Annotated in this window: 13 protein-coding genes; 2 read left to right on the top strand and 11 right to left on the bottom strand. The window is 72.7% G+C overall.

Annotation, left to right across the window (positions count from 1 at the left end; genetic code table 11):
• Positions 1-14: 14 nt before the first annotated feature.
• Positions 15-2,000: a hypothetical protein gene (locus NR792_RS03280; protein WP_375758598.1), complete on the bottom strand. Its 1,986-nt coding sequence runs from the start codon at positions 1,998-2,000 to the stop codon at positions 15-17.
• A 59-nt stretch (positions 2,001-2,059) separates the two neighbouring features.
• Positions 2,060-2,449: a VOC family protein gene (locus NR792_RS03275; RefSeq protein WP_338267321.1), complete on the bottom strand. Its 390-nt coding sequence runs from the start codon at positions 2,447-2,449 to the stop codon at positions 2,060-2,062.
• Positions 2,450-2,476: 27 nt separating this feature from the next.
• Between NR792_RS03275 and NR792_RS03270 the strand changes: the two genes are divergently transcribed.
• Positions 2,477-3,832 (top strand): DUF4388 domain-containing protein, encoded by a 1,356-nt coding sequence (locus NR792_RS03270; RefSeq protein WP_375758597.1) that lies wholly within the window; start codon positions 2,477-2,479, stop codon positions 3,830-3,832.
• Here the strand turns inward: NR792_RS03270 and NR792_RS03265 are convergent.
• The 6 genes from NR792_RS03265 to NR792_RS03240 form a co-directional block, all read right to left on the bottom strand.
• Positions 3,816-6,932 carry a hypothetical protein gene (locus NR792_RS03265; protein WP_375758596.1) on the bottom strand — a complete coding sequence of 1,039 codons (3,117 nt, stop codon included), beginning with the start codon at positions 6,930-6,932 and terminating at the stop codon, positions 3,816-3,818. The two genes, NR792_RS03270 and NR792_RS03265, sit on opposite strands and share 17 nt — an antisense overlap.
• A gap of 24 nt (positions 6,933-6,956) precedes the next feature.
• Positions 6,957-10,649 (bottom strand): flagellar motor protein, encoded by a 3,693-nt coding sequence (locus NR792_RS03260; RefSeq protein ID WP_375758595.1) that lies wholly within the window; start codon positions 10,647-10,649, stop codon positions 6,957-6,959.
• A gap of 170 nt (positions 10,650-10,819) precedes the next feature.
• A complete protein-coding gene (locus NR792_RS03255) occupies positions 10,820-12,724 on the bottom strand; it encodes a hypothetical protein (RefSeq protein WP_375761564.1) in 1,905 nt (634 codons plus the stop codon).
• A gap of 183 nt (positions 12,725-12,907) precedes the next feature.
• Entirely contained in the window at positions 12,908-13,882 is a 975-nt protein-coding gene (locus tag NR792_RS03250; protein WP_375758594.1) for a FecR domain-containing protein, read from the bottom strand.
• A 33-nt stretch (positions 13,883-13,915) separates the two neighbouring features.
• Positions 13,916-15,754 (bottom strand): ATP-binding protein, encoded by a 1,839-nt coding sequence (locus NR792_RS03245; RefSeq protein WP_375758593.1) that lies wholly within the window; start codon positions 15,752-15,754, stop codon positions 13,916-13,918.
• On the bottom strand, positions 15,751-19,089 hold the full coding sequence (locus NR792_RS03240) for a response regulator (protein ID WP_375758592.1): 3,339 nt from the start codon (positions 19,087-19,089) through the stop codon (positions 15,751-15,753). The genes NR792_RS03245 and NR792_RS03240 overlap by 4 nt, the downstream gene beginning before the upstream one ends.
• Before the next feature lie 196 nt (positions 19,090-19,285).
• Between NR792_RS03240 and lexA the strand changes: the two genes are divergently transcribed.
• Positions 19,286-19,954, top strand: coding sequence for a transcriptional repressor LexA (lexA, locus tag NR792_RS03235; RefSeq protein WP_375758591.1), 669 nt, complete (start codon positions 19,286-19,288; stop codon positions 19,952-19,954).
• Positions 19,955-19,997: 43 nt separating this feature from the next.
• Here the strand turns inward: lexA and NR792_RS03230 are convergent, their stop codons facing one another.
• Genes NR792_RS03230 through NR792_RS03220 form a run of 3 tightly spaced genes read right to left on the bottom strand, consistent with a single transcriptional unit; the run spans position 19,998 to position 23,058 of the window.
• Complete coding sequence (locus NR792_RS03230; protein WP_375758590.1) at positions 19,998-20,564, bottom strand: imm11 family protein; 567 nt, start codon at positions 20,562-20,564, stop codon at positions 19,998-20,000.
• Positions 20,565-20,578: 14 nt separating this feature from the next.
• The gene (locus NR792_RS03225; protein ID WP_375758589.1) at positions 20,579-21,907 is read right to left on the bottom strand and encodes an AHH domain-containing protein; all 1,329 of its coding nucleotides are present in this window, start codon (positions 21,905-21,907) and stop codon (positions 20,579-20,581) included.
• A gap of 8 nt (positions 21,908-21,915) precedes the next feature.
• Positions 21,916-23,058 carry a tetratricopeptide repeat protein gene (locus NR792_RS03220; RefSeq protein WP_375758588.1) on the bottom strand — a complete coding sequence of 381 codons (1,143 nt, stop codon included), beginning with the start codon at positions 23,056-23,058 and terminating at the stop codon, positions 21,916-21,918.
• Positions 23,059-23,067 lie beyond the last annotated feature (9 nt).

Here is a 23,067-nt window from a genome sequence, read left to right as displayed (position 1 = left end):
CGGGTGGGACGGCGCTACGCGCTCTTGCGCCGCCGCATCATCGCTTCGTACGAGCGGCCCACGCCCTGGGAGAGGATGAGCAGCTCTCCCACGTCCGGCGGGGTGAACTGCTCCGCGCCGTTGTCCACGTAGAGCAGGTGCACCACCTTGCCGCGCACCAGCAGCGGCAGGATGACCGCGGTCGTGGGGAAGCCTCCGCCGAGCAGCCGGTAGAACATGCCCATCGCCGCGTCGCGCTTCACCGGGCCGACGTAGTGGGAGCGCAGGTCGCGCACGAGGCGGAAGGTGCTCTGGTCACGCAGCGGCACGCCGATGCGGCGGACCCCTTCGTCGTTCACGCCCTGCCCCATGCCGTGCCAGCCCGTGACGAGGTTGCCCTGCACGGAGAGCAGCAGGCACCGGCGCCACTTGCCCATCGCGAAGCGGAGCACCGTGCGGGCCACGTCCTCGCGGTCCGAGCTGCGAGCCAGCTCCGCCTGGGCCTCCGGGAACGTGAGCGGCGTCGGAGGAGGAGCCGCCGGCTTCGCGGCCACGGGAGGGCTTGCGATAGCACCCGGAGGCATCGCGCCCGTCGCGCTGGCCTGGGCCGCGACATGCGCGGGCACACCGGCACCCGTCTGGGCCGCGACGTGCGCGGGCATGCCAGCACCGCCACGCGCCTGCGCCGGGACCTGTGCGGGCACGCCCTGCGCTCCGGCCTGGGCCGCGAGGTGCGCGGGGACTCCCTGTGCTCCGGCCTGGGCCGCGAGGTGCGCGGGGACTCCCTGTGCTCCGGCCTGGGCCGCGAGGTGCGCGGGCACTCCCTGCGCCCCGGCTTGAGCCGCCAGATGCGCGGGCACTCCCTGCGCCCCGGCCTGAGCCGCCAGATGCGCGGGCACGCCCTGTGACCCCACCTGACCTGCGAGATGCGCGGGCACGCCCTGCGCCCCGGCCTGAGCCGCCAGATGCGCGGGGACTCCCTGTGACCCCACCTGACCTGCGAGATGCGCGGGCACGCCCTGCGCCCCGGCCTGAGCCGCCAGATGCGCGGGGACTCCCTGCGCACCAGGCTGCCCCGCGACGTGCGCCGGCACTCCTTGCGCTCCGGACTGACCCGCGACGTGCGCCGGCACTCCTTGCGCTCCGGGCTGCCCCGCGACGTGCGCGGGGACTCCCTGCGCCCCTGCCCCCTGCCCCACGGAGCTCGCAGCACGGGCCGCCTGCGCGGGCGCTCCGGGCACTGGCACGGACGGGGCCACGTGCGCGGGGATGTCCACTCTCGGCGCTCCGGGCCTCTGGGCCGCGGGCGGCGTGGGCGCTCCGGGACGCGACTGCGCCGCAACCGCCGCCGGCATCGCGGGCCGGCCCTGGGGCGGCGCGGCCACGGGCGCCTCCATCACCTCCTCGCCGGTGATGATGATCTCCCCTTCCAGCACGTCCGCTTCCGCATCCGAGCCGCCGCGCAGCGCCTGCGCGTAGACGGACTGGAACTCCTCCTCGCTCATCAGGTCCGGCGGCCGCTCCGCCGCCTTCGCCAGCTCCGCCGCCGCGCCCTTCGCGGGCCTCGGCCGGACCGCTTCCATGTCAATGGCCCGCAGCTGCCGGAACGCCTTCGCGTGCCGTCTGAGCAGCTGGTTCATCCGGAACTCGGGGATGACCACCGGCACCACGCGCTTGCCCGTCTTGAACGCGATCGCGTCCAACGTCGGGAAGTCATGCGGGTTCACCACCGCGACGCTCAGCCGCGTCGCGTCCGCCCGCATCGGCAGGAACTCCTTGTCGTCCGCTTCGTTCGGGTGCACCAGCGCCACGGCCTTCGGGTCGGGCACCATCTCCCCGGACGCGTAGGCGCAGTTGTGCAGCTTGCCCAGCGCCTTCGCCAGGTCCTGCTCCGACAAGAGCCCCAGCTCCACCAGGTTCGTCCCGAGCCGGCCGCCGTGGACCACCTGCGACTCCAGCGCCTCCTCCACCCCCGCCGCCGACACCAGGCCGTCCTTCACGAGCAGTTCACCCAGGCGCATGGGGCCGCTTGTAGCCATGCCCCGTCACCCTCCGCAAGCACCCGGCCGGGCACGCGCCCCTAGTCGTCCGGATGGTGGCTCAGCCCCACCCGGTTGCCCTCCGGGTCCCGGACGTAGAGCGTCCAGCGCGTCTCGTGCTCCAGCGGCACCCCCGCCCGGGCCAAGGTCTCCACCACCCCACCTCGCGCCTCGCGGGGAATCCGGAACACCAACATCAGCAGCCCCGGCGCCGGATGGCGGAAGGGCACCTCCTCCGGCATCCCGTCCACCGCCTCGATGGCCAGGAAGGCGCCCCCTGGGACGCCGACCCAGACGCTCCGCAGGGTCCCGTCCTCACGCAGGTGGCGCTTGAGTTCCGGAAAGCCCAGCAGGTCGCGATAGAACGCGGTCACGCGCTCCACGTCCTTCGCTTGAATCGCCACGTGGTGGAAGCCCTGAACGTCCTTCATGGGGTTGATGGTAGGGTCTGGCCGCCCATGGCGCGACTGCTCATCGTGGAGGACAACCAGGAACTCGCCTCCCTCATCGCCACGGTGGCGCAGAACCGGGGCCACGAGGCGCTCACCGTCTTCACCGGCGAGTCCGCGCTGGAGGCCCTGGGCCCCACCACCCGCTTCGACGCCGCGCTGGTGGACCTGCTGCTGCCGGACATCCGCGGCAGCGAGGTGCTGGGCGCGCTGCGGGCCCACGCCATCCCCGCCATCGCCGTCAGCGGCGTCTACAAGGGCGACCGCTTCGCCCAGGAGGCCACGCAGGTCCACGGCGCGCGAGCCTTCTTCGAGAAGCCCTTCGAGCTGGACGCCGTGCTCGACGCGCTGGAGGAGGCCGCCGGGGTGCCGCCCGTGACGCACGGGGAGCTGCTCGACGAGGTGGACCTGCTCGTCCTGGAGGAGCTGGTCCAGGAGCCGCCCGCTCAAGGGGAGCCCGCGCTCGAGTCCGTCGACGCCGCGGCCGAGCCGTCCGAGCCGGCGCTCCCGGAAGAGGCCCCCGGCGTGTCGGAGGCCCTGCCCCTGCCCTTCGCCCAGCGCGGCGCCGTGTGGACGGAGGCCGCGCCCGTCCCCGCGCGCCAGCGCCGCCAGCTGCCGGAGTGGTCGCTGGGCGGAGACCTGGCGCACACGTCCGTGCCGCGCCTGCTCAACGCCTATTACGAGGCGCGCCACCACGGCGAGCTGAAGCTGCGCCAGGGCACGGTGCTCAAGGTCGTCTACTTCGAGGCGGGCCGCGTCGTGTACGCCGCCTCCAACCTGGCCCCGGAGCGCTTCGGCCGCTTCTGCCTGCGCAAGGGCGCGCTCACGGAAGGCCAGCTCGCGGAGGCCGTGGGCTACGCGCGCGAGCACTCGCTGCGCACCGGCGACGCGCTGCTCAAGCGCGGCCTGCTGAGCCCCAAGCAGCGCCGCCAGCTCTTGGAGGAGCAGGTGAAGGACATCCTCTGGTCCACCTTCGCGTGGACGGAGGGCGGCTACGGCTTCAGCCCCATGCGGCCGCAGCGCGCGGACCTGGTGCCGCTGTCGCTCTTCCCCGGCGACCTCATCCTGGAGGGCGTCGCGCGCACGGAGACGCTGGTGGCGCTGCGCCAGCGCATGGCGCCCGGACGCCGCCTGTTCCCCGCGGCGGATCCGCCCTACGGCCTGCACGAGCTGAAGCTGGACGGGCCGCAGGCGATGCTGCTCGCGTTCGCGGACGGCACGAAGACGGTGGAGGACCTGCTGGCCCTCACCGACCTGTCGGAGCGCGAGGCCCTGGCCACCCTGCGCGGCCTGGAGCTGTCCGGCGTGCTGGAGGAGCGGCAGGAGACGCCCAACCGCCGCCAGCGCATCAGCTTCGGGCTCTGACGCCCCGCCGGCGCCGGGCGGCCCACGCCAGCGCGCCCAGCCCGAAGGCCGTCACGCCCGAGCCCCCGCCGGAGCACCCGCAGCCCGACGTGGAGGGAGGCGGCGCCTCCGCCCGCGACACGACGACGTCGCGCAGCGTCGCCGTCCCCGAGTACGCCGGCGGGGTCAGCAGCGCCGGGCGCACCACGTACGTGAGCGTCGCGGTGGCGCCCGCGGGCAGCGGCACCGGCTCCACCTCGAAGTGCTGCTCCGTCACGTTCACCGGCGTCACCGGCCGGCCGTTCAGCGTCACGGTCTGGGGCAGCACCTGCGCGCCGGTGACGGTCTCCGCGTAGCGGATGGCGCTCACGCCGCAGGCGGTGTCATTGCGCAGCGTCACCGTGACGCCGAACTGGCCGGAGTCGGTGCCCAGGCCCGTCGTCTCCGTGCGCCGCTCCACCGTCACGAAGGGCCGGGCGCCAATGCGCACCGCGTGCCGCCGCGCCGCCCCGCTGGCGCCCTCGCCCGTGGCCGTCACGTCCAGGGTGACGTGCTCGCCCACCAGGGACTCCAGCTGCGTGTCCACCGTGGCCAGCGCCACCGAGTCCCCCTGGGGGTCGAGCGGCGCCAGCTCCGGGCCTCCGCCAGGCGCCCACGCCAGGTCCACCGCCGAGCAGGCCCCTTCCGGAATCGTCTGGCGCAGCGTGCCCCGGGCGCCCTCGCCGCAGGTGGCGATGAGCTCGCCGTCCAATTCGCCCAGCACCACGTCGCGCGCGTCCCGCGAGAAGGGAACGAGCACATCCGGCGTCTTGACGGAGCTCTCCCCCAACGCCTCATGCACGCGCGCCCGCACGGTGTAGCTGGCGCTGCCACAGGTGGGGGGCAGGTCCAGCTCGAAGGTGCCCGCGGCCCACGGGTAGCTCCGCGTGGCGAACACGCGGCTCGGGTCGGACGGGTCCTCCAGCGTCACCACCGTGGTGAGGACACGCGTGCCCGTGCAGTTGACCGGCGGGTTCGTCGTCACGCGGCCGCGCACCGTGCGCTCCTCCGGCGGCTCCAACGTCACCTCCGCCCTCACCGAATCCACCGGCACCCACCGCGGCTTCACCGCGACGTCCACGTCGGACGGAGGGCCGTCGAGGGTGTAGCCGTCCACGGTGATGCGGTTGAAGGCGCGCAGCTTCAGCTGGAGCGTGTCCACGCACGTCGCCGAGGTGAGCAGCACGGAGTTGCCCTCGAGGGGTTCCGCGTCCACCGGGAGCCGGGCGTTCCCCCGCTGGGCCAGCACCGACACGCCCGAGGGGTTCTCCAGGACCGACCAGAACGTCGACACCGGCGGCAGTCCCGGCGTCGACGGTGTCCCCGGAGGCGCCGCGCACAGGTGGGTCGCCTGGGGGCCCAGGGCCGTGCCGGAGTAGACCTCGCGCGTGCCGCTGGTGAACGGCGCGTCGGGCGGTCCCCACGGGTGGAGCTGCACCGGCACCGTCGTGGGCAGGGAGCCCAGCTCGCTGTCGAACGCGCGCACCTCGTAGTTGTAGAGGGTGATGCCCTCCTTGCAGCGGTCCGCCTTCGTGGAGGGCGGCGTGAGGGTGGCCACGCCCGCGGCGTCCTCGGTGAGCACCGGCGCCCGGGAGGGCGTCGTCCAGGCGTACCTGACGGGCTCGCAGCCGGTGGGGCCCCGCGTGGGGGTGAGGGTGCCCGGGGGCCCGCCCATGAAGAAGGCGCCGCCGTCCACCGCCGGGGGGCCCACCTGGGGCGCGCCGGGCGCGACGGTGTGGCGCAGCTCCAGCGCGATGGCCTTGGGCGTGTCGTGCGCGCGCAGCCCGTCGGAGGCCACCACGTCCAGGTAGGACGTCTGGCTCGCGCAGATGGCCGGGGGCGCGGTGAGCTTCAGCTTGAGCCCGCTGTCCTCGCGCGAGTCGAGCGGCTCCTGGACGACGGTGAGCGGGCTGCCCGGCGCGCGCACCGTGGCGGAGAGCCGCACGGCGTCCCCGTCACCGTCGCGCAGCTTGAGCTGCACGTCCTGCGTCGTGCCCTCGTCCACGCGGAGGCTGCCCGGCAGCTCGCTCACGTCGGGCGCGTTCGCGTTCTCGTAGATGAGGACGTTCTGGGCGTACCCGTTGAGGATGGCGACGCAGTAGGACGCGTCCGCGCAGGCCAGCTGCAGCGCGGTCTGGGTGATGCCCACGGGCAGGTCCGTGTTCTGCCGCCAGAGCGTGCCCGGCAGGGCCGGCGGCGTCACCGGCTCCGCGCTGAACGCCGTCACCTTGCCATCCGACTGCTTGAGCAGCAGCAGGCCGAAGCCCGTCCCCGCGCTGGAGCCGCTCGACACGTCCAGCGCGAGCGCGTCCACCGCGCCGGGCGCCAGCGGGATGGGCTCGAACGGGTAGGCGGTGGTGCCCAGCGTCCCGCGGAACAGGCCCAGGTCGTTGCCGAAGAACGCGAGCGGCTTGTCCGGCGTCGCGCCCGGCAGCAGCGCCACGCCGTGGGCCGAGTTCAGAGCGGGGCTGCCCATGGCCGTGTAGGGCACCGCGCTCGTGCCCCGGTACCAGAGGAGGTTCGCCTTGGACGAGGACACGGAGAACAGCGCCTGCGGCAGGCCATCCGCCTGCGGGGGCAGCACCGCGAGCTGCGGCTGCGCGGTCTGCCCCGGCTGTGGAGGCGCCAGGACGCCCCACTCGGCCGTGCCGTCGGACGGGACGAGCGAGGAGCGGAACTGCGGAGTCATCAGGGGCAGCTCGGCGGCGACGGCGTAGCCCACGCCTCCGTCCGCCGTGACGTGCACGGCGCGCACGTCGAAGTCGTTGCCCGTGACGGGGAACAGGTGCTTGCCGTCATCCGCCGGGGAGCAGCCGCCCACGCTCTGGAGCGTGCCGTCCGTGCGGATGCCCACCACGCAGTCGGGGCCGCGCAGGAAGCTGCCCGCCGTGCCCTGGTTCAGGGTCGTCACGCTGCCGTCGCGCGACACGTACAGCTGCGTGTCGGTGGCCACGGCGAAGAAGCCGGGCCGGAAGACGGTCACGTTCTTCGAGATGCCCGTCTGGGTCTGGACGTGGGTCCACTCCGCGCGAGCCACACCCGCGCACAACCCCAGCCCCAGGATGATCCGCCAGACTCGCACGTTCGACGTCCCTCTGCCCGGCGACTACCAGGCCACTTCCGCCCGGAGATAGAGGCGATCCGGAGCATCCTCCGGATTGGCCTCCAGACCCAAGCCGCTGAAGCCCAGGACGGTGTACCCCAGGGCCACCCGCAGGCGCTCGTCCAGCCGGTAAGCCACCTCCGGCCGCAGCGCGCTCAGCCCCTGGTCATCCGCCGCGGAGGTGCGCCGGGCGGCCTCCACCGCGACCTCCAGTCCGCCCAGCACCCGCACCGCGGGCCGCAGCGTGCCCGTCCACACCCAGCGCGAGGACGCGCCCAGGCTGGAGCGCCCGACGTGCAGGCCCGACGCCACGGAGAGCCGCTCGCCCAGCCGCACCGCCGGCATCAGCGACACCGTCTGGAGCACCCGGTCCCCGAAGACGAAGCGGGCGCCGGGGGACAGCTCGCGCGTGAGGCCGTAGCGCGCCACCACCAGCCAGGGGCCCGGCCGCCAGACGAGCGCCGCGAACCCTTCCGCGAACCGGGCCTCCAGCCCCTCCCGGCCCACGGTGTGCGCGAAGTCCAGCCGCCCGGAGGCCGTCACGTCCTTCAGCAGCCGGGCTTCCGCGGCCAGCGCCAGCACCACCTGGGTGCGGTCCACCGGGCCGGAGGCGCCGCGCGCGGGGGTGCCCTCCTCGTGGCGCAGCTCCGCGCGCACGTCCGCGCGGAAGCGCTCGCGCAGCCACTGCGCGGACACGCTGGCCACGTCGCGCGTGAGGTCGCTCTTGATGTCCAGCGGGTGGCGCACGCCGCGCTCGTAGCGGGCGCCCGCGCTGAAGCCGCTCTGTCCCGCCGCCCACTGGAAGCCCACCGCGCGGGCCCGCCGCACCGCCATGGCGTCGTGCGCGCTCACGTCCTCCACGAACACGGTGGTGCCGTCCCCCACCTCCGTGCGCGCGCCCGTCACCGCGCGGCCCGCGCCGAAGTCCGGCCCGTCCACGTCCACGGAGTAGCCGCCGTAGTACGTCTCCCGGCCGCGCCGCACGCGCGCATCCAGCCAGGCCTGCGGGCCCAGCTCGGGGCCCCAGCCGCCCTTCACGCCGACGGTGGCGTCGTCGTCCAGCGTCACGTCCACGCCCGCGGAGGTGAAGGTGTCGTCCATGCTGCCCGGACCGGCGCCGCGCTCGTGCAGCCGCTGCCGGTGGCCCGCGGACACGGTGAGGCGCGAGGACAGCGCGTAGTGGCCCGCCACCCCCAGGGACGTGCGGCCGCCTTCGAGCGCGTCGCCCTCGCCAGGAACGTCGGTGGCGCGCAGCCAGCTGTCGCGCAGCTCCACGCGCGCGCCCCAGTCGCCGCGGTCGTAGCCCACCGCGGCGCCCAGCGTGCGGGCCCCGAAGGGCGTGTCCTCGAAGGGCAGGCGCGGATCCGCCGAGCGCCGCTCGTCGCCCAGGAGCGTGAGCGCCACCGGTCCCACGGGCTGCGTGACGCGCAGGGACAGCTGCCGGAAGCGGGCGGCGTCCAGGTGCGCGCCGTCGGAGAAGCCCCGCGAGCGCTCGCGCCACGCGGCATCCACGGAGCCGCCATGCGCGGGGCCCAGGACGCCGGGGCCACTCAGGCGCAGGCCCACCGCGCCGCCGTGGTCGTCCCGCATGCCCACCGGGCGGAGGAAGGACAGGCCGCCGTCGTCCGACACGCCGAGCACGCCCGACTCCACCGCGAAGCCCCGGCTGCTGGCGGCCTCGGCGAGGAGCGAGTAGCCGCCCAGCTTCGTCTGACCCCGCCCGGACAGGAGCTGGAAGGGAGAACCCAGCCGGCGCTCGCGCACGGCGGACAGGCCGACGGTGGAGTCGCGCCAGCGGGCCCAGGCCTCGCCGCCCACGGAGTCGCGCGGGTCGCCGGTGTGCAGCACGGCGTAGTCCACGACGAGCACCGGCTCCGGCGCCTCGGTGAGCGCGTCCGTGCGCAGCATCGACGCGCCGGTGAGGAACGACAGCGGGCGCGCGAGCAGGATGCGGCCCGCGAGGTAGTCGATGTCGTAGTCGCGGCCCCGGATGAGGTGCTGCTCGCCCAGCGGCAGGCCGGTGACGCCGTCGCGCACCTCCACGCGCACCAGCTCGGAGCCCTCCGCCACGGTACCGCCCCCGAGGTAGTAGAGGCTGCCGCCGGTGGCCCGCAGCTCCTCGTGCGCGGGCGTCGCGGCCAGGCCGCGCGTGGGGTCCAACAGCCCTCCGGCGAACACGTCCAGGCCCACGCGCACGGGGCCCAGCTGTTCGCGCAGCTCCGCGTAGGGGCCGAAGAGGGGGCGGTGGTAGCGGCCCACCTCGCGGTCCTGCAAGAGCGCGCGGTAGGTGCCGAAGCCCGCGCGGCCGTACGCGTCGTGCCGGGCCTCCACGCGCAGGCGTCCTTCGGTGGGGTTGGGCGTGAGGGACACGGAAGCATCGCCCCACTCCGCCGGCACGAGGTCGGGGTCGGGCCAGCGGTCGAAGCGTTCCGGCAGCCGGGGGCGCAGCCAGTCCGCGAGCGGTGCGTCGCTCAGCTGGCGCAGGTCGGTGTCGCTCAGGTCCAGCTCGCCCACCACCTGAACGGGCCCCAGCTGGGCCTCGCCGTGGAGGGCGCCCCGCCCCCGCAGCCGGAAGCCGCCGCCGGCCGGCGCGATGCTGGCCTCCACGTCGAGCAGGCCCACGGCGAAGGCCTGGGCACGCGCTTCGACGGACACCGTCACGACGCTCGAGGGCTGCCCTGGGGGCTCCAGCCGGAGGGGGACGGTGTTGCGTCCCGGCACGAGCCGCACGGGCAGGCGGACTTCACCGTCGGAGCCCGCGTGGAGGCTCGCGTCGGGAGACGTCACCCCGGTACCCGGGGGGACCTCCAGGCGCAGGAACGTGTCTCCGGCGGGCAGCGGCGCGTCCGCGGAGAGCCCGCGCACGGCGCCCAGGCGCTGCCGCTCGCGAGGGATGACGAGCCAGCCGTGCTCACCGCGTCGCACCACGTCGAAGGACTGCTGGGTGAACTCCACCGCCCCGCCCGGCGAGGTGGTGGTGAGGGTGATGACGTTCGTTCCGGGCTGGAGCGACACGGTCGCGAGCCACGCGCCAGACTCCTCCACGGTCGCGTCCACGTCGCCCGCGCGGACCCGGTCGCCGGGGGAGGCCTTGCCGCTGATGACGAAGCGGAGTCCCCCGTTGGCGACGCGGGCTTCCGGAGGGCGGCTGGGTGCGGCGGCGGCGGGCGCGGAGGGGCGCGTGGGCGGCGGCCGCACGGCGAAGTCCTGGAGGACGGCGGCGCCCCAGGGCACCTCCACGGTCGCGGTCCGGGGGACCACCTGACTGGACGGCGGCAGGCTGCGCGGATCCACCTTCAGCGCATGGCGTCCGGGGCGCAGGTGCGGGCCGTCGGTCAGGTCCGGCACGCGCGAGTCCACGCCGGTGAGGTGGTAGCGGCCGAAGGCATCGGTGCGCACCTCACGGCCGGTGGCCAGCACCAGCCGCACGTCCGCGAGCCCGGGCTCGTCGGGGCCGCAGAGGCCATCGCCGTCCACGTCCACGCAGACGCGCCCCGCGAGGGTCGACGCCTGCGCGGGCAGGTCCGAGGACAGCGCCTGCGCGGACGCCACGGACGACAGCAGGAACAGGACGAGCACGAGGCCCACGGTGGCGGAGTGGCCCGCCGCCAGCCGACTGGCCCGTGCCGGACGCGGCGGCTGGGGTGACTTGCCCTCGCGATCCGGCCGGGCACCCCGTGTCACCGTCTCGGGCACGAGCCTGCCCGCGCGCGGCTCCTGGCGCGGAAGCGGCTCTGTCCGGACACCTCGTGTCACATGCCCGGACGCGACCACGCCGGTGGCCCCAGCTGCCTCGCCGCACGCAGGTGCCCCCTCCCGGTGGTTCCCGGTCGCGAGCACCACATCATGCGCCGGGCGCGGAGACCTCAAGGCCGCACCTCTTCCACCGCCGTCACGCCGGTGCGCACGTCCGCCACGGACACGCTCACGGGGCCCCGCGCACCTCGCACGGTGAAGCGCGTGAGCCCGTCCTGCACGGACGCGTCACCCCGCTCGCCCTCGGACAGCGCGACGTGCACCGGCCGGTCCTTCAGCACCTGGCCGTTCGAGTCCTCCACCCAGCACGTCACCCGCGGGCCCTCCACGCGCACCCGCACGTTGACCGGCAGCGGCGGAGCCAGCTCCACCCGCTTCACGACGGGCTCGGGCACCAGCGGCGAAGACAGCGGGAACACCAATCGCCGTGACCCCAGCGAGTACACCGTGACGTCGAGCCCCGGCCACACGCCGTGCGACACGCGCACCTTGGGGGTCCACACCGAGCCCACGTCCACCGTCCCGTCCTCCCCCGTCATCTTCGCCACGCCGTCCACCCGGAGCGGCTGTCGCGGCACCGGCCAGCCCGCCAGGTCCACCACGCCCGCGACGAGCGCCTGGTCCCGCCGCCACACCGCGAGCCGCGCGGGCTCCGTGCCTGTCGGACCATAGGCGTGCACCGTCACGTCCGTGCTCGGCCCGGGGAGGTCCTGCGGCGCGGTCCACGGCAGCGTGAAGGTCCCAGGCGGGGACTCCACCGCCGGGCCCACCGTCCCCACGGGCGACGACAGCACCACCTTCGCCGCCGCGCGGGGCTGCCCTGCCGCGTCGCGCGCCGTCACCACCACGCGCGCCGTCGTGCCCGCGTGCACCGGGGACTCGGACACCGACACCGTCACGTCGCGCACCGCGCCCTGCACCAGCTGCATCGGCAGCGACTCGCGCGAGCCGGGGCCCCGCTGGGGCCACGCCGCTTCGATGCGCTCATCCTCCGCGAGCGTGCGCGGCGCCGTGTAGCGCCACTCCAGCATGCCGTTCGTGTCGCGCTGGGGCCCTTCCAGCCGGCCGTGCTTCGCCTTCACCGTGACGCGCGCGTCCGCCACGGGCAGCCCCTTCGGATCACTCGTCGCGCACAGCAGCCGGGCCTGGGACACGCCGTCGGCGGGCAGCCGCTGCGGGTTGAGCACGCACGCCAGGCCATCCGTGGGCGGCAGCTGGAGGTCGATGGCCAGGCGCTCCACGTGGCCCGAATCGTCCTTCACCTCGCCCCGGGCCAGTGAGTAGCCGGGGGGCACCACCAGCGGCAGCACGAAGCGCCCGCCCGCGTCCACCGGCACGGGCCCGAAGCGCTTGCCCGCCACCTCCAGCGACACCTGACCGCCGGGCTCACTGCGGCCGGGCAGGTCCACCGCCGTCGCCAGCGGCACCAGCAGCCGTCCATACGCCCCATGCACCGACTGCGGATGCGGCCACGCGGACAGCGCCACCAGGATGGCGGCCTCGGGGAGGCGCGTCGGGGGCAGCACGTAGCGGGCGGTGTACGTGCCCGGCCCCGTGTGCTGGAGGTCCTCCACCTGCCCGGTGCTCGCGCGCAGCACCGGCGGCGCGCCGCTGTCGTCCGGCGTCCCATCCGGCCGCAGCCGCCGCACCGTGAGCGTCGCCTCCTTGTCGCGCCCCTTCACCGGAAGCGCGGGCTCCAGCGACAGCTCCATGTGGCTCGCGGGCGGCCCCACGTCATAGCGGGCCTGGACCTCCTCGCCGTCGCCCTGCACGCGCACCACCACCGCGCGCGCCTGGGCCTTGGGCACGACGACATAGGTGCGCAGCGGCGGAGCGTCCGGTCCGGGCTTGAGCTCCGCGCCCTCCGCCGTCACCGACGACGGCGTGAACGCCACCGGCTGGCCTCCGGCGTCCCGGCGCACCACGGCGACCGTGAAGCCCTCTGGAGGCACGGGCACGTCCGGGCCGAGCAGCTCCAGCGAAGCCGCCCAGACCGGGGCACAGACCAACACCAGCGCGGAGAGCAGGAGACGTTCCAGGACCCCCCGACTCTACAAGGCCCTCCGCCGGGACTGCACCACTTTGCTGCCGCTGGCCGCGGGGAAGCCTCGCCCAGCGATCCCGGGAACACTCCCACTCCCTTGTCCCACCCATGAGGTGGGCCTTGCATCACAGGACCTGGAGGCCCGCCCGGCGGATCAGGGCGGGGGGGCCCCGGAGGCCTTCCACATCGCCCCGGGATCGACCTTGATGGGGGGCGTCGTGTCCAGGACCAGCTCGCGTTGCGCGTCCTGGCGCGCGCCGCCCACGCCCACGGCGCTCACCTTCACGGTGTTGGGGCCCGCGTTGAGCGGAACGTTGAGCGTGAAGCTCCCGTCCTCCTCCGTGGGCACGCTGACGCCGTCCACCATCACCCGGCTGCCCGGATCCGTGCGCCCGGTCACGGCGACCTCGGGCTTGCGCTGGGTCTTGCCGGCGGGCCACTCCATCTTCAGGAACACGGTGCTGGGGATGGGAGCGGGCTCGGTGGGGGCCTGGCCGGGACGGACGATGGACCGCTGGCCGGCGCGCACGATGACGAACTTGCCCTCCTTGCCCGTCAGCTTCACGTCGCCCTCGCGGGTGCCCACGCTCACCGTGCCCTTGCCGTTGTTGGTCATGGTGAAGGTGCCCTGCGAGGTGCTGGCCTCCGCGTCGCCGTTCTTCGCCTTCAAGATGAAGGTGTGGCGCACGTTGGGGCGGCCCCGCACGGTGGCGGTGGCCAGACCGCTGCTCAGGAGCACCTTCGACAGCTCGTCCGACAGCTGCTCCACGGAGATCTCCGTGTCGGACTCCATGCGCAGCTCCACGGACTCGCCGTTGAGCACCACCGCCCAGGCCCCGCGGCCGGTACGCACCACGTCCGTGGGCCGAAGCGGCATGTCCTTGCGAGCGGGCTCCCAAGCGCCTTCACCGTGCCGCACCTCGACGTTGCCGTCGAACTGGCTCAGCACCAGCTCCACCGCCTTCTTCGCCGTGGCCGGCGTGACGACGGCGCGAGGCGGCGGGGCGGGCGGCAGCGGCGCGGGCGTCTCCCGCAGGAAGACGAACCAGCCCACCGGCAGCGCGGCCAGGATGAGCACGAGCCCGACGAGGAACGGCACCTGTCGCTTGCGGGAAGGGGGAGCGGCCATGCGAAGCCCCTAGCTAGCACACCGCGACGGATTCTATGCCCGGGGCAGCACGATGGTGAACCGGGCCCCCTGCCCTGCCTCCGAGCGGACCTCCAGCGTCCCCCCGGCCTCCGTGATGATGCGCCACGCGACGCTCAGGCCCAGGCCCACATTGGACCAGACGTCCTTGGTGGTGAAGAAGGGCTCGAAGATGCGCGGGCGGATGCTCTCCGCGATGCCCTTGCCGGTGTCCTCCACCTCCAGGGTGCACATCCCGTCGCGCTCACCCGTGCGCAGGGTGAGCCGCTTCACCGGCGTCTTCATCATCGCGGTGCGCGCGTTGGACAGGAGCGCCAGCACCACCTGCGACAGGTGTCCGGGGTCCGCCTTCACGCGAGGCACGTCCGCGCTCAGCTCCGTCACCAGGTCGATGCCCTCTCCGCGCGTCTGGTTCTCCGTGAGGCTCAGCGCGTCGCGCACCACCGCGTTCAGGTCCACGGGCCGCAGGTCGGGGCGCTCGCGCTGCTGGGAGAAGCGCAGCAGGTTCTGGGTGATGTCCTTGCAGCGCTTGGCGCTCTGCTCAATCTTCCGCAGCGTCTCGAAGTCCGTGTCGTCCGCGCCCCGGTCCAGCAGCAGGAGCTGCACGTTGCCCAGGATGCCGGCCAGCGGGTTGTTGATTTCATGCGCCACGCCCGCGCCCAGCTGGCCCACCGCCGCCAGCTTCTGCGCCTCCACCAGCTGCAGCTGCGCCGCCCGCAGGTCCGCCGTGGCCTCCTCCACCCGGACGCGCAGGTCATCGTTCCAGCTCATCAGCCGCGCGCGCGACGCCTCCAGCTCCTCGCCCATGCGGTTGAAGGTGGACGCCAGCTCGCTCAGCTCGTCCTGGCCCTCCACCGGCAGGCGGCGCTCCAGCTCGCCGCGGCCATAGGCCTCCGCGCCCTGCACCACCTGCGCGAGCCGCCGGTCCAGCCGCCGGGTGAAGAGCGCGCCCAGCGCCAGCAGCACCAGCAGCGCGCCCGCCACGGACGCGAGCACCGTGGTGCGCAGCTCCCGCACCGGCGTCAGCGCCAGGGCCTCGTCCTCCGTCACGACGACGCCCATCTCCAGCGTGTCCACCCAGGCCACGCTCACCCGGCGCGCGGGGTCCTTCAGCTGGAAGCTGCGCCCGGCGTCCGCCTCCTGCGCGGAGGCCAGCGCCTTGCGCAGCTCCGGCTCCAGCGCCGCCATGCGCCGCGCGGGCTGGGAGCTGGCCAGGATGCGCCCCGCGCTGTCCACCACGTCCAGCCGCTGCCCATCGTCCGCGCGCCGCGCGAGCAGGGCCTCCAGCTGCGTGAAGACGAGCTCCGCGATGGCGTACGGCGCCTCCTCCGAGGCCCCCAGCTTCACCGCGACCGCGACCGCGGCCACGCCCGAGCCCGCGTGCACGTACGCGGTGCCCAGCGCCGCCTGGCCCTTGCCCCCATCCCGGAACTGCTCCACCGGCACCGCCTGCGCCAGCTGGGGGACGCTCGCGGCGTCGAAGGCGGGATGGCGCTCGAGCGGCTCGGCGCTCCGGAACACGGCGGGCCCCAGGGGCTGCCCCTGCGCGTCCGCCTGGATGACCGCGCTCACCGTGGTGGACTGGCCGTAGAGGAGCAGCAGCATGCCGCGCACCTCGTCCGGCGTGGCGCGCTCCCAGGGCAGGAGCTCCGCGGAGCGGGCCAGGCCGTTGACCACCTCCATCAGGTTCGCCTCCACCGCCTCCGCGGTGGCCGTGGCGAGCGCGCGCTGCTGATCATCGATGCGCTGCGCGAGCGCCTGCTCCGAGCGCGACAGCAGCAGGAAGCCCACGATGGCCAGGGGCAGCACCGTCGCGGCGAGCATGAAGAGGATGAGCTGCTGGTAGAGCCTCATCCGGTGACGGACCGGACCACGCGCTCCAGGTCGCTGCGCAGGAAGACGGAGCCGGTGATGGCCTTCGCCCGCTTCTTCATGTCCGCGGCCCGGCGCGCCAGCTCCGCGTGGTCATGCGCCACGCCGTCCGTCATCACCGCCACCACGGACACGCTCATGATGGGGAACTGGCGCTTCTCCCCGAAGCGGTCCTCCGCCTCGATGTGGCCGCGCTCCCGGTCCTGCCGGTCGTAGTACAGCGGGATGATCCGGTCGAAGGCTTCAATGGCCCGCTGGCACACCCGGTCCACCGACTCCACGGAGGTGATGAAGACGAAGTCGTCCCCGGCCACGTGGCCCAGGAAGTCCCCCGGGGCGCCTTCCTGCTGGAAGATCTCCCGCATGAGGTCGCCCGTCTGGCGCACCACGCCGTCCGCCTTCGCGAAGCCGTAGTAGTCGTTGTAGGCCTTGAGGTTGTCCAGGTCCAGGTAGCAGAACGCGAACGGCTGGCGCGCGCCCAGCCGGCGCTGCACCTCGCGCTCGATGGCGGTGGACCCGGGCAGCTGCGTGGTGGGCGACGAGGACAGCTCCTGCTCCTTGCGCCGCAGCATGCTCTCCACGCGCGCGCCCAGCTCCAGCGCGTCGAAGGGCTTGGTGATGTAGTCGTCCCCGCCCAGCTTCAGCGCGCGGACCTTGGACGACGTCTCCGTGCGCGCGGAGATGAAGATGACGGAGATGTGGCCGCTGGCGCGCTCGGCCTTGATCTCCTCCAGGAACGCGAACCCGTCGCCGTCCGGCAGCGTGACGTCCAGGAGCACCGCGTCCGGCCTGCGCTCGCGCAGCGAACGGCGGCCCTCCTCCACGCTGTGCGCGACGCCGACCTCGAAGCCCAGGCCTTCCAGCACCTCGCGGCAGATGAGGGCGATCTTCACGTCGTCGTCCACGACGAGCACGCGCCCGTGCTGCGCCCCGGCGCGGCCCCGCGCCAGCGAGTCCACCGTGGCCAGCAGCTTGTCGCCCGCCAGCGGACGCACGAGGAACGCGTCCGCGCCGGCCCGGAAGGCGCGCTGGCGCTCGTCGAACGCGGAGGTGAGCAAGAGCGGCGAGCGGCGCGTCTCCGGATCATTCCGGAGGATCTCCGCCAGCCGCAGGCCGTCCACGTCCGGCAGCCGCACCGACACCAGCACCACGTCCGGGTGCAGGTTGCGCGCGGCGGAGAGGCCCTCTTCCGCGGTCGCGGCCAGGCGCACCCGGTAGCCCCGGGCGCCCAGCAGGGCCTTCATGATGTGGCCCACCTCGGGCTCGCCCTCGATGATGAGCACCTTGCCACGCGAGTCCGCGCGGATGGGCTGCGGCGACGGCAAGAGCGTGTCCACGGCCGCCTGCGACAGCACGTCCTGGGGCGGCTCCGTGGGCAGCACGGCGATGAAGCGCACGCCGTCGTGAGAGGGCTCGGACCAGATGCGGCCGCCGTGGGCCTCCACGATGTTGCGGCAGATGGGCAGGCCCAGGCCGGTGCCGCGCACGGTGCGGTTCGCCTGCGTGCGGGCCTGCTCGAAGCGGTCGAAGATGCGCTCCAGGCTCTCTTCCGGGATGGGGTCGCCGCTGTTCCAGCAGGAGAGCACCACGTAGCCGGGCAGGCTGGACGTGGCGCGCAGCTCCACGCGCACCTCGCCGCCCTCCGGCGTGAACTTCACCGCGTTGTTGAGCAGGTTGTTGAGCACCTGGTTCACGCGGTTGGGGTCCACCATGGCGCGCAGCGGGTGCTGCGGCAGCTGCGGCACGACGCGGATGCGCTTCTCCGCGAAGGCGGGCCCGTACTTCTCCACCACGCGCTGGACCAGCTCCTCCAGGTAGATGCGCTCGAAGCTCATCTTCAGCCGGCCCTGCGCGTACTTCGACAGGTCCAGCAGGTCGTCCACGATGCTGTTGAGCTTCTCCGCGGAGTCCTTCGCCAGGGACAGGTAGCGGTGCTGCCGCTCGTTGATGTCCCCCGCCATCCGGTTGAGCACCAGGTCCAGCGCGCCGGTGATGGAGGTGAGCGGCGTGCGCAGCTCGTGGCTCACCATGGACACGAAGGTGTCCTTGCGCTCCTCCAGCCGCTTCTGGTCGGTGATGTCGCGCAGCACCACGCACACGCCGCGCAGGGTGCCGCGCGCGTCGTTGACGGGCGTGACGGTGGTCTGCACGGTGCGCTCGAAGAGCTTCACGTCCTCGCGCAGCACCTGGTGGCCGCTGTACTCCAGGTTGCGCACCAGCTGGAACGGCTGGAAGCCCAGGCGCTCCTCCAAGAGCCGGTTGGAGGGCACCTGTCCCTCCTCCCCCGCGCGCAGGATGCGGCGGGCCGCGGGGTTCATCACCACGATGTCGTTCTTCTCGTCGGTGAGCACCACGCCGTCCGCCATGGACGCGACCATGCGCTCCATGCGGTGGCGGGCCTCCTCCTCCGCGCTGCGCAGCGACTGGATGGCGTCCGCCGTCTGGTTGGCGAGCACGTCCAGCAAGAGCCCGTCGTCCTCCGTGAACGCGTCCGCGCGGTGGGAGAACAGCGACAGCATGCCCACGGGCCTGCCCGCGGCGGTGAGGTTCACCGTGAGCTGGTTGGGGTAGACGACGGGGGACGCGGAGTCCTTCGTGGTGGTGCCGGTGACGCGGGTGATGACCCGGTCCTCCGGCAGCGTCAGGCCGCTGCTCTTGCGGTACGCGCCGAGCATGGACTCCTTGACGCCCAAGAGCGCCTCCTCCCCCACGTTGCCCACGCAGCGCAGGCGCAGCGTGGCGCCGCGCTGGCCGTCCGGCGCGATGAGGGCGGCGCCGCAGTCGTACGGCAGCACGCGGGCCACGGCGGTGAGCACGCGGTCGATGATGGCGTCGTAGCTGGCCGGGTCGTTCGCGCTGGCGCGGCTGACCTCGTAGAGGACGAAGAGGGCCTCCACCCGCTGGTGCAGCTGGCGGATGAGCTTCTCCTTGTCCTTCTTGAGCTGGGCGAACTCCACCGCGTTCTTCACGGTGATGAGCAGGTCGTTCACGTCCCAGGGCTTGGTGACGTAGCGGTACACCTGGCCCTGGTTGATGGCCGCGATGATGTCCTGCGGGTCCGTGTAGGCGGTCAGCAGGAGCGTGGTGACGTCCATCCCTTCCGCGCGGGCGGCGTTGACCAGGTCGATGCCGGTCATCTCCGGCATGCGCTGGTCGGTGACGAGGACGTCCACGGACTCGGTACGCAGGATTTCCAGGGCTGCCTTGCCGTGGGGCGCGGTGAGGACGCGATAGCGTCGCTGGAACATCCGGCTGAGGATGTCCAGGACGTCGGCCTCGTCATCGACGAAGAGCAGCGTGTGGCGGAGGTCGGACACGGCGGCGCCAAGTGTACGCCGAGATCAACGCGCCTCCTCAAGCCACGAGAACGACAGGTCGGGGGCAGCACGGCGGGTATGGGTGGGGGTACTGAACAGATTGACTCTACACGTATGTTCAGGGAGCATGGGACACTGAAATTCTGTTGCCCATCACCGCCAGAGCAGGCGGGCGACCGAGCGAAGGAGTGCGGCCATGGAAGAGCTCACGGAGCGCCAGCGCGAAATCCTGACCTTCATCGTGAAGGAGACGGAGGTCCGAGGCTTCCCCCCGACCATCCGGGAGATTGGGGAGCACATGGACATCCGCTCGACCAACGGGGTGAACGACCACCTGAAGGCCCTGGAGCGCAAGGGCTACCTGACCCGGGGCGAGCAGCAGAGCCGCTCGCTGGTGCCCACCAAGCGGGCAAGGCTGCTGCTGGGCCTGGGGATGAAGAGCCGCGAGTCCGGCATGGTGGAGATCCCCCTCCTGGGCAAGGTGGCGGCGGGTGCGCCGGCGCTGGCGCAGGAGCACATGGAGGACTCGGTCAAGATCGACAGCTTCCTCCTGGGCGGGGTGAACGGCCGGGAGGTGTTCGCGCTGAGGGTCAAGGGCCAGTCGATGATCGACGACGGCATCCACGACGGGGACTACCTCTTCGTGAAGAAGACGCCGTCGGCGCAGCCGGGGGAGATTGTCGTGGCGCTCATCGAGGACGAGGCCACGGTGAAGCGCTACTACCCGGAGCAGGACCGCATCCGCTTCCAGCCGGCGAACGCGACGATGCAGCCCATCTACGTGAACCGCGCGGACTTCCGCTCCACGATGATTCTGGGGCAGGTGGTGGGCGTGTACCGGAAGCTGCAGGGCGGCCGGACCTAAGGCGCGGTGACGCCGCCCGGGCACGGTGGGCCCGGGCGGGAGGTCAGACGGGAGTGAAGCGGACTCCCGTGGCGCGGATGCGTTCCAGGGCGTGCTTGATGTCCTCTGAGACGATGAGGGCGATTTTCCAGCCCTCGGTCCGGAACACCTTCGTGGTGCCGACCTTCTTCACGTCGATGTGCAGATCATCCACGGCGTAGTACGACCCAACTTTCTCTGGCAATCCATCTTCGGCGGTCCAGAACTGGACGGCAGAAGCCTGCTCATCAATGCAGAGGATGCACTTCGTGGCCACGAGGATGACGTACTGGTCTGGCATGCCCTTGATGCGGACAGGAATGAACTGGACATCCTCTGGAGCGAGTTCCGCGAAGACGGATGCCACCTGCACGTGGACAACGGGCGCCAGTCCAACTCCCGCAGTCGAGAAATCCAACGCACGCCCCTGCTGATCAATAGGCACGGTCAACCTGCCGGAGATCGACACCGGACGACCCGCCCGGAACTGCCAGGGGTCTTCGACCTCCTGCCCTTGATCATCGACGGGGTCGCCGAGGTACCAGGTTCCGGCCTGGACGTCTTCAGACAGCTCGAAGTAGCGAAGTGTCATGGGGCTCTAGGCTTTTACCCGCCTCGTGTGACGAGCAGGTTGAGTTCTGTGCCAGGCGTTTTGACTTCCTTGGCCAGGAGTTCAAGCGCTCGGATCAGTGCCACACGGCAGTCTTCGACCTTCCGGCAATTTGCTGTGGCACTGTTGAGTCGCGCCATTACCCGTTGATGGTACCGCTGAGGATGGGGGCCGCGATGTCCCGAAACCTCGACGACGTTCTCCGGGTCCTTCAGCTCCATCCCGGCCTTCTTGAAGATTCGCCGGAAGCGGGGCGTCCACGGTCCTCCGCGCAAGGCGGACGCATTGTTCCGCAGGGTCGCCAGATGGTGCTTCTGGCTGCCGTCCCGTGACGACATGGCGACCGCGTTGGGCGCCAGCGCGATGGTGAAGCCGTCCGCGGTCATCGCCACGGACCGCACGCCACCGATGCCCGCGTAGGCGTAGCCCGCCTGAGCCTCCACCGCGAGCGCCGCCTGCGCGGAGCCCGGCAGCCCAGGTGCCTTCGCCGCGAGCCCCACCGTGTTGCCCAGCGCCGCCGTGGCCAGCATCACGAACACCCGCGCGGCGTTCTTCCCCAGCACCTTCCCGTAGCCCTCACCTGCTTCGCGCAGCTCGTCGAACGTCATCGCGCGGTCGGCCTGCTTCACCAACGTCAGCCACCCGTTCAGCAGCCCCCACACCGTGTCCACGCCCAGATACGCGATGGACGTCGCCGTCATCAGCGCCGCGATGCCCTTGGACACAGGCTCGGGCAACGACCACAACAGCAGGTACACGGTCACGGAGGCCGTCACGGTGGCCAGCACCGCTTGCGGATTCACCGTGTTCCGCAACGCGTCCGCCGTCTCCTCCCACACCGAATCCATCGCCAGCGCGAGGGCCAGTGCATACCGGCCGTCGCTCCCGAGCAGCGGCCCCTCTTCCAACAACGACAGGCAGTCCCGTCCCTGCTTCTTGCGCTCGCACCAGCGCCCATAGGCACGCGTCAGCTCCGCCGACGCATCGTCCAGCAGGTGCAGCTCGCGCGCTTCCGCTTCCCCCAGGGGGCGGATCCGATGCGTGCGCGCGTCGTACCCGAACACGCCACTGCGCTCCGGCACTCCGAACATCGCCCGGGCATCCCGCAACGGATGCGAGAGCGGACGGACATCCCGCGCGAGCGCCGTGACCGCCGCCTCGAATTCGTCCGCCTCCAGCTCCGCGTCCTCCAGCGGAGCTTCCTCCTCCACCCGGGGCGTCACGACGACGGGCTCCGCTCGCCCCGTGTCCAGACGCACGACCCGAACGGAGGCGCAGCCCGTCAGGAGGAACGGCAGGAGCAGGCACAGCCACCCGCGATGCATCCGCGCACCTACGGGCACTTCACCACGCCACCATCCGTCGCCGCCGCGGCCACCCGGGCGCAGGCGGCCTGGACCGCGGCCGTGTCCTTCAAGTCACGCGCGAGCCTCGCGGTGGCCAGCTGCAAGTCCGTGTTCTTCGCGTGCCCCGGCTCCGAGCCCAGGCTCGTCAGGATGCGCAGGGCGTCCTGCTTGCGCCCCAACGTCGTGAGCAGGTCCGCGAGCTCCTGCATCTCCCCCACGTCCGCGCCCGACACCGTGTCCAGGGCCTTCTGCAGCTCCCCTTCCGCCGCCGCGCGGTCCTCCACCGCCAGGTGCGCCCTCGCAATCGCCACATGGACGATGGCGCGGTCCTTCACCTTCAGCGACTCGCCGTAGGCCTTCAGTGCTTCCTCGCGCTTGCCCAGCTTGAGCTGGATCTCCGCCACCAGCTCCCACAGCGTCGGGTCCTTGGGCGACTTCTTCGCGGCCTCCTCGTACGCCGCCGCCGCTTCCGGCAGGCGGCCCGCGCGCACCTCCGCGTCTCCCAGCGCCGTCAGCACCTCCGGCGTCCGCACGCCCTGCCCCGTCGCCTTGCGCAAGAGCCCGAGCACCTCGTCCTGCCGCCCCTGCTTCGTCAGCACGTCCACGGCCCGCACCAGCAGGTCGGACTTCGACGCCTCCGGCGCGGCTTCGGCCGCCTGCGTGAAGTCGCGCACAGCCTCGTCGTGGTCGCCGCGCTCCTCGGCCAGCTCGCCCAGCTGCTCCAGCGCGTTGAAGTCCTTTGGATGCAGCGCCAGCGCCTTCTGCAACGACTGCCGCGCTTCGTCCTTCTTGCCCAGCTGAGCCTGGATGAACCCCAGCCGGCTCCAGTTGGTGGAGCGCTTCGGATCCAACCGCAGCGCGGCCTCGAACTCCTTCGCGGACTCCTCCAGCCGGCTCATCGACAGGAGCACCTCGCCCCTCGCGGCGGGCAGGCGCGGGTCCCCTGGCGCCAGGGCCTTCATCTCGTCGAAGGACTTGAGCGCGGCGTCGAACTTGCCCTGGAGGTACTCCGAGTTGCCCCGGAGGTAGAGCCCTTCCGCCTGGTCCTTCGGATCCATCTTCGGCGGTTCGGTGCAGGCCCCGGAGGCCAGCAGTGCGAGGAGCGGCAGGGCGCGCAGACGCGAGGACATGAAAGGCTC

The sequence above is a fragment of the Corallococcus exercitus genome (assembly GCF_042231735.1).
Classification (GTDB): Bacteria; Myxococcota; Myxococcia; order Myxococcales; family Myxococcaceae; genus Corallococcus; species Corallococcus exercitus_B.
The sequence above is the reverse complement of the archived record's forward strand: the minus strand, read 5'-3'. Positions and strand labels throughout refer to the sequence as shown.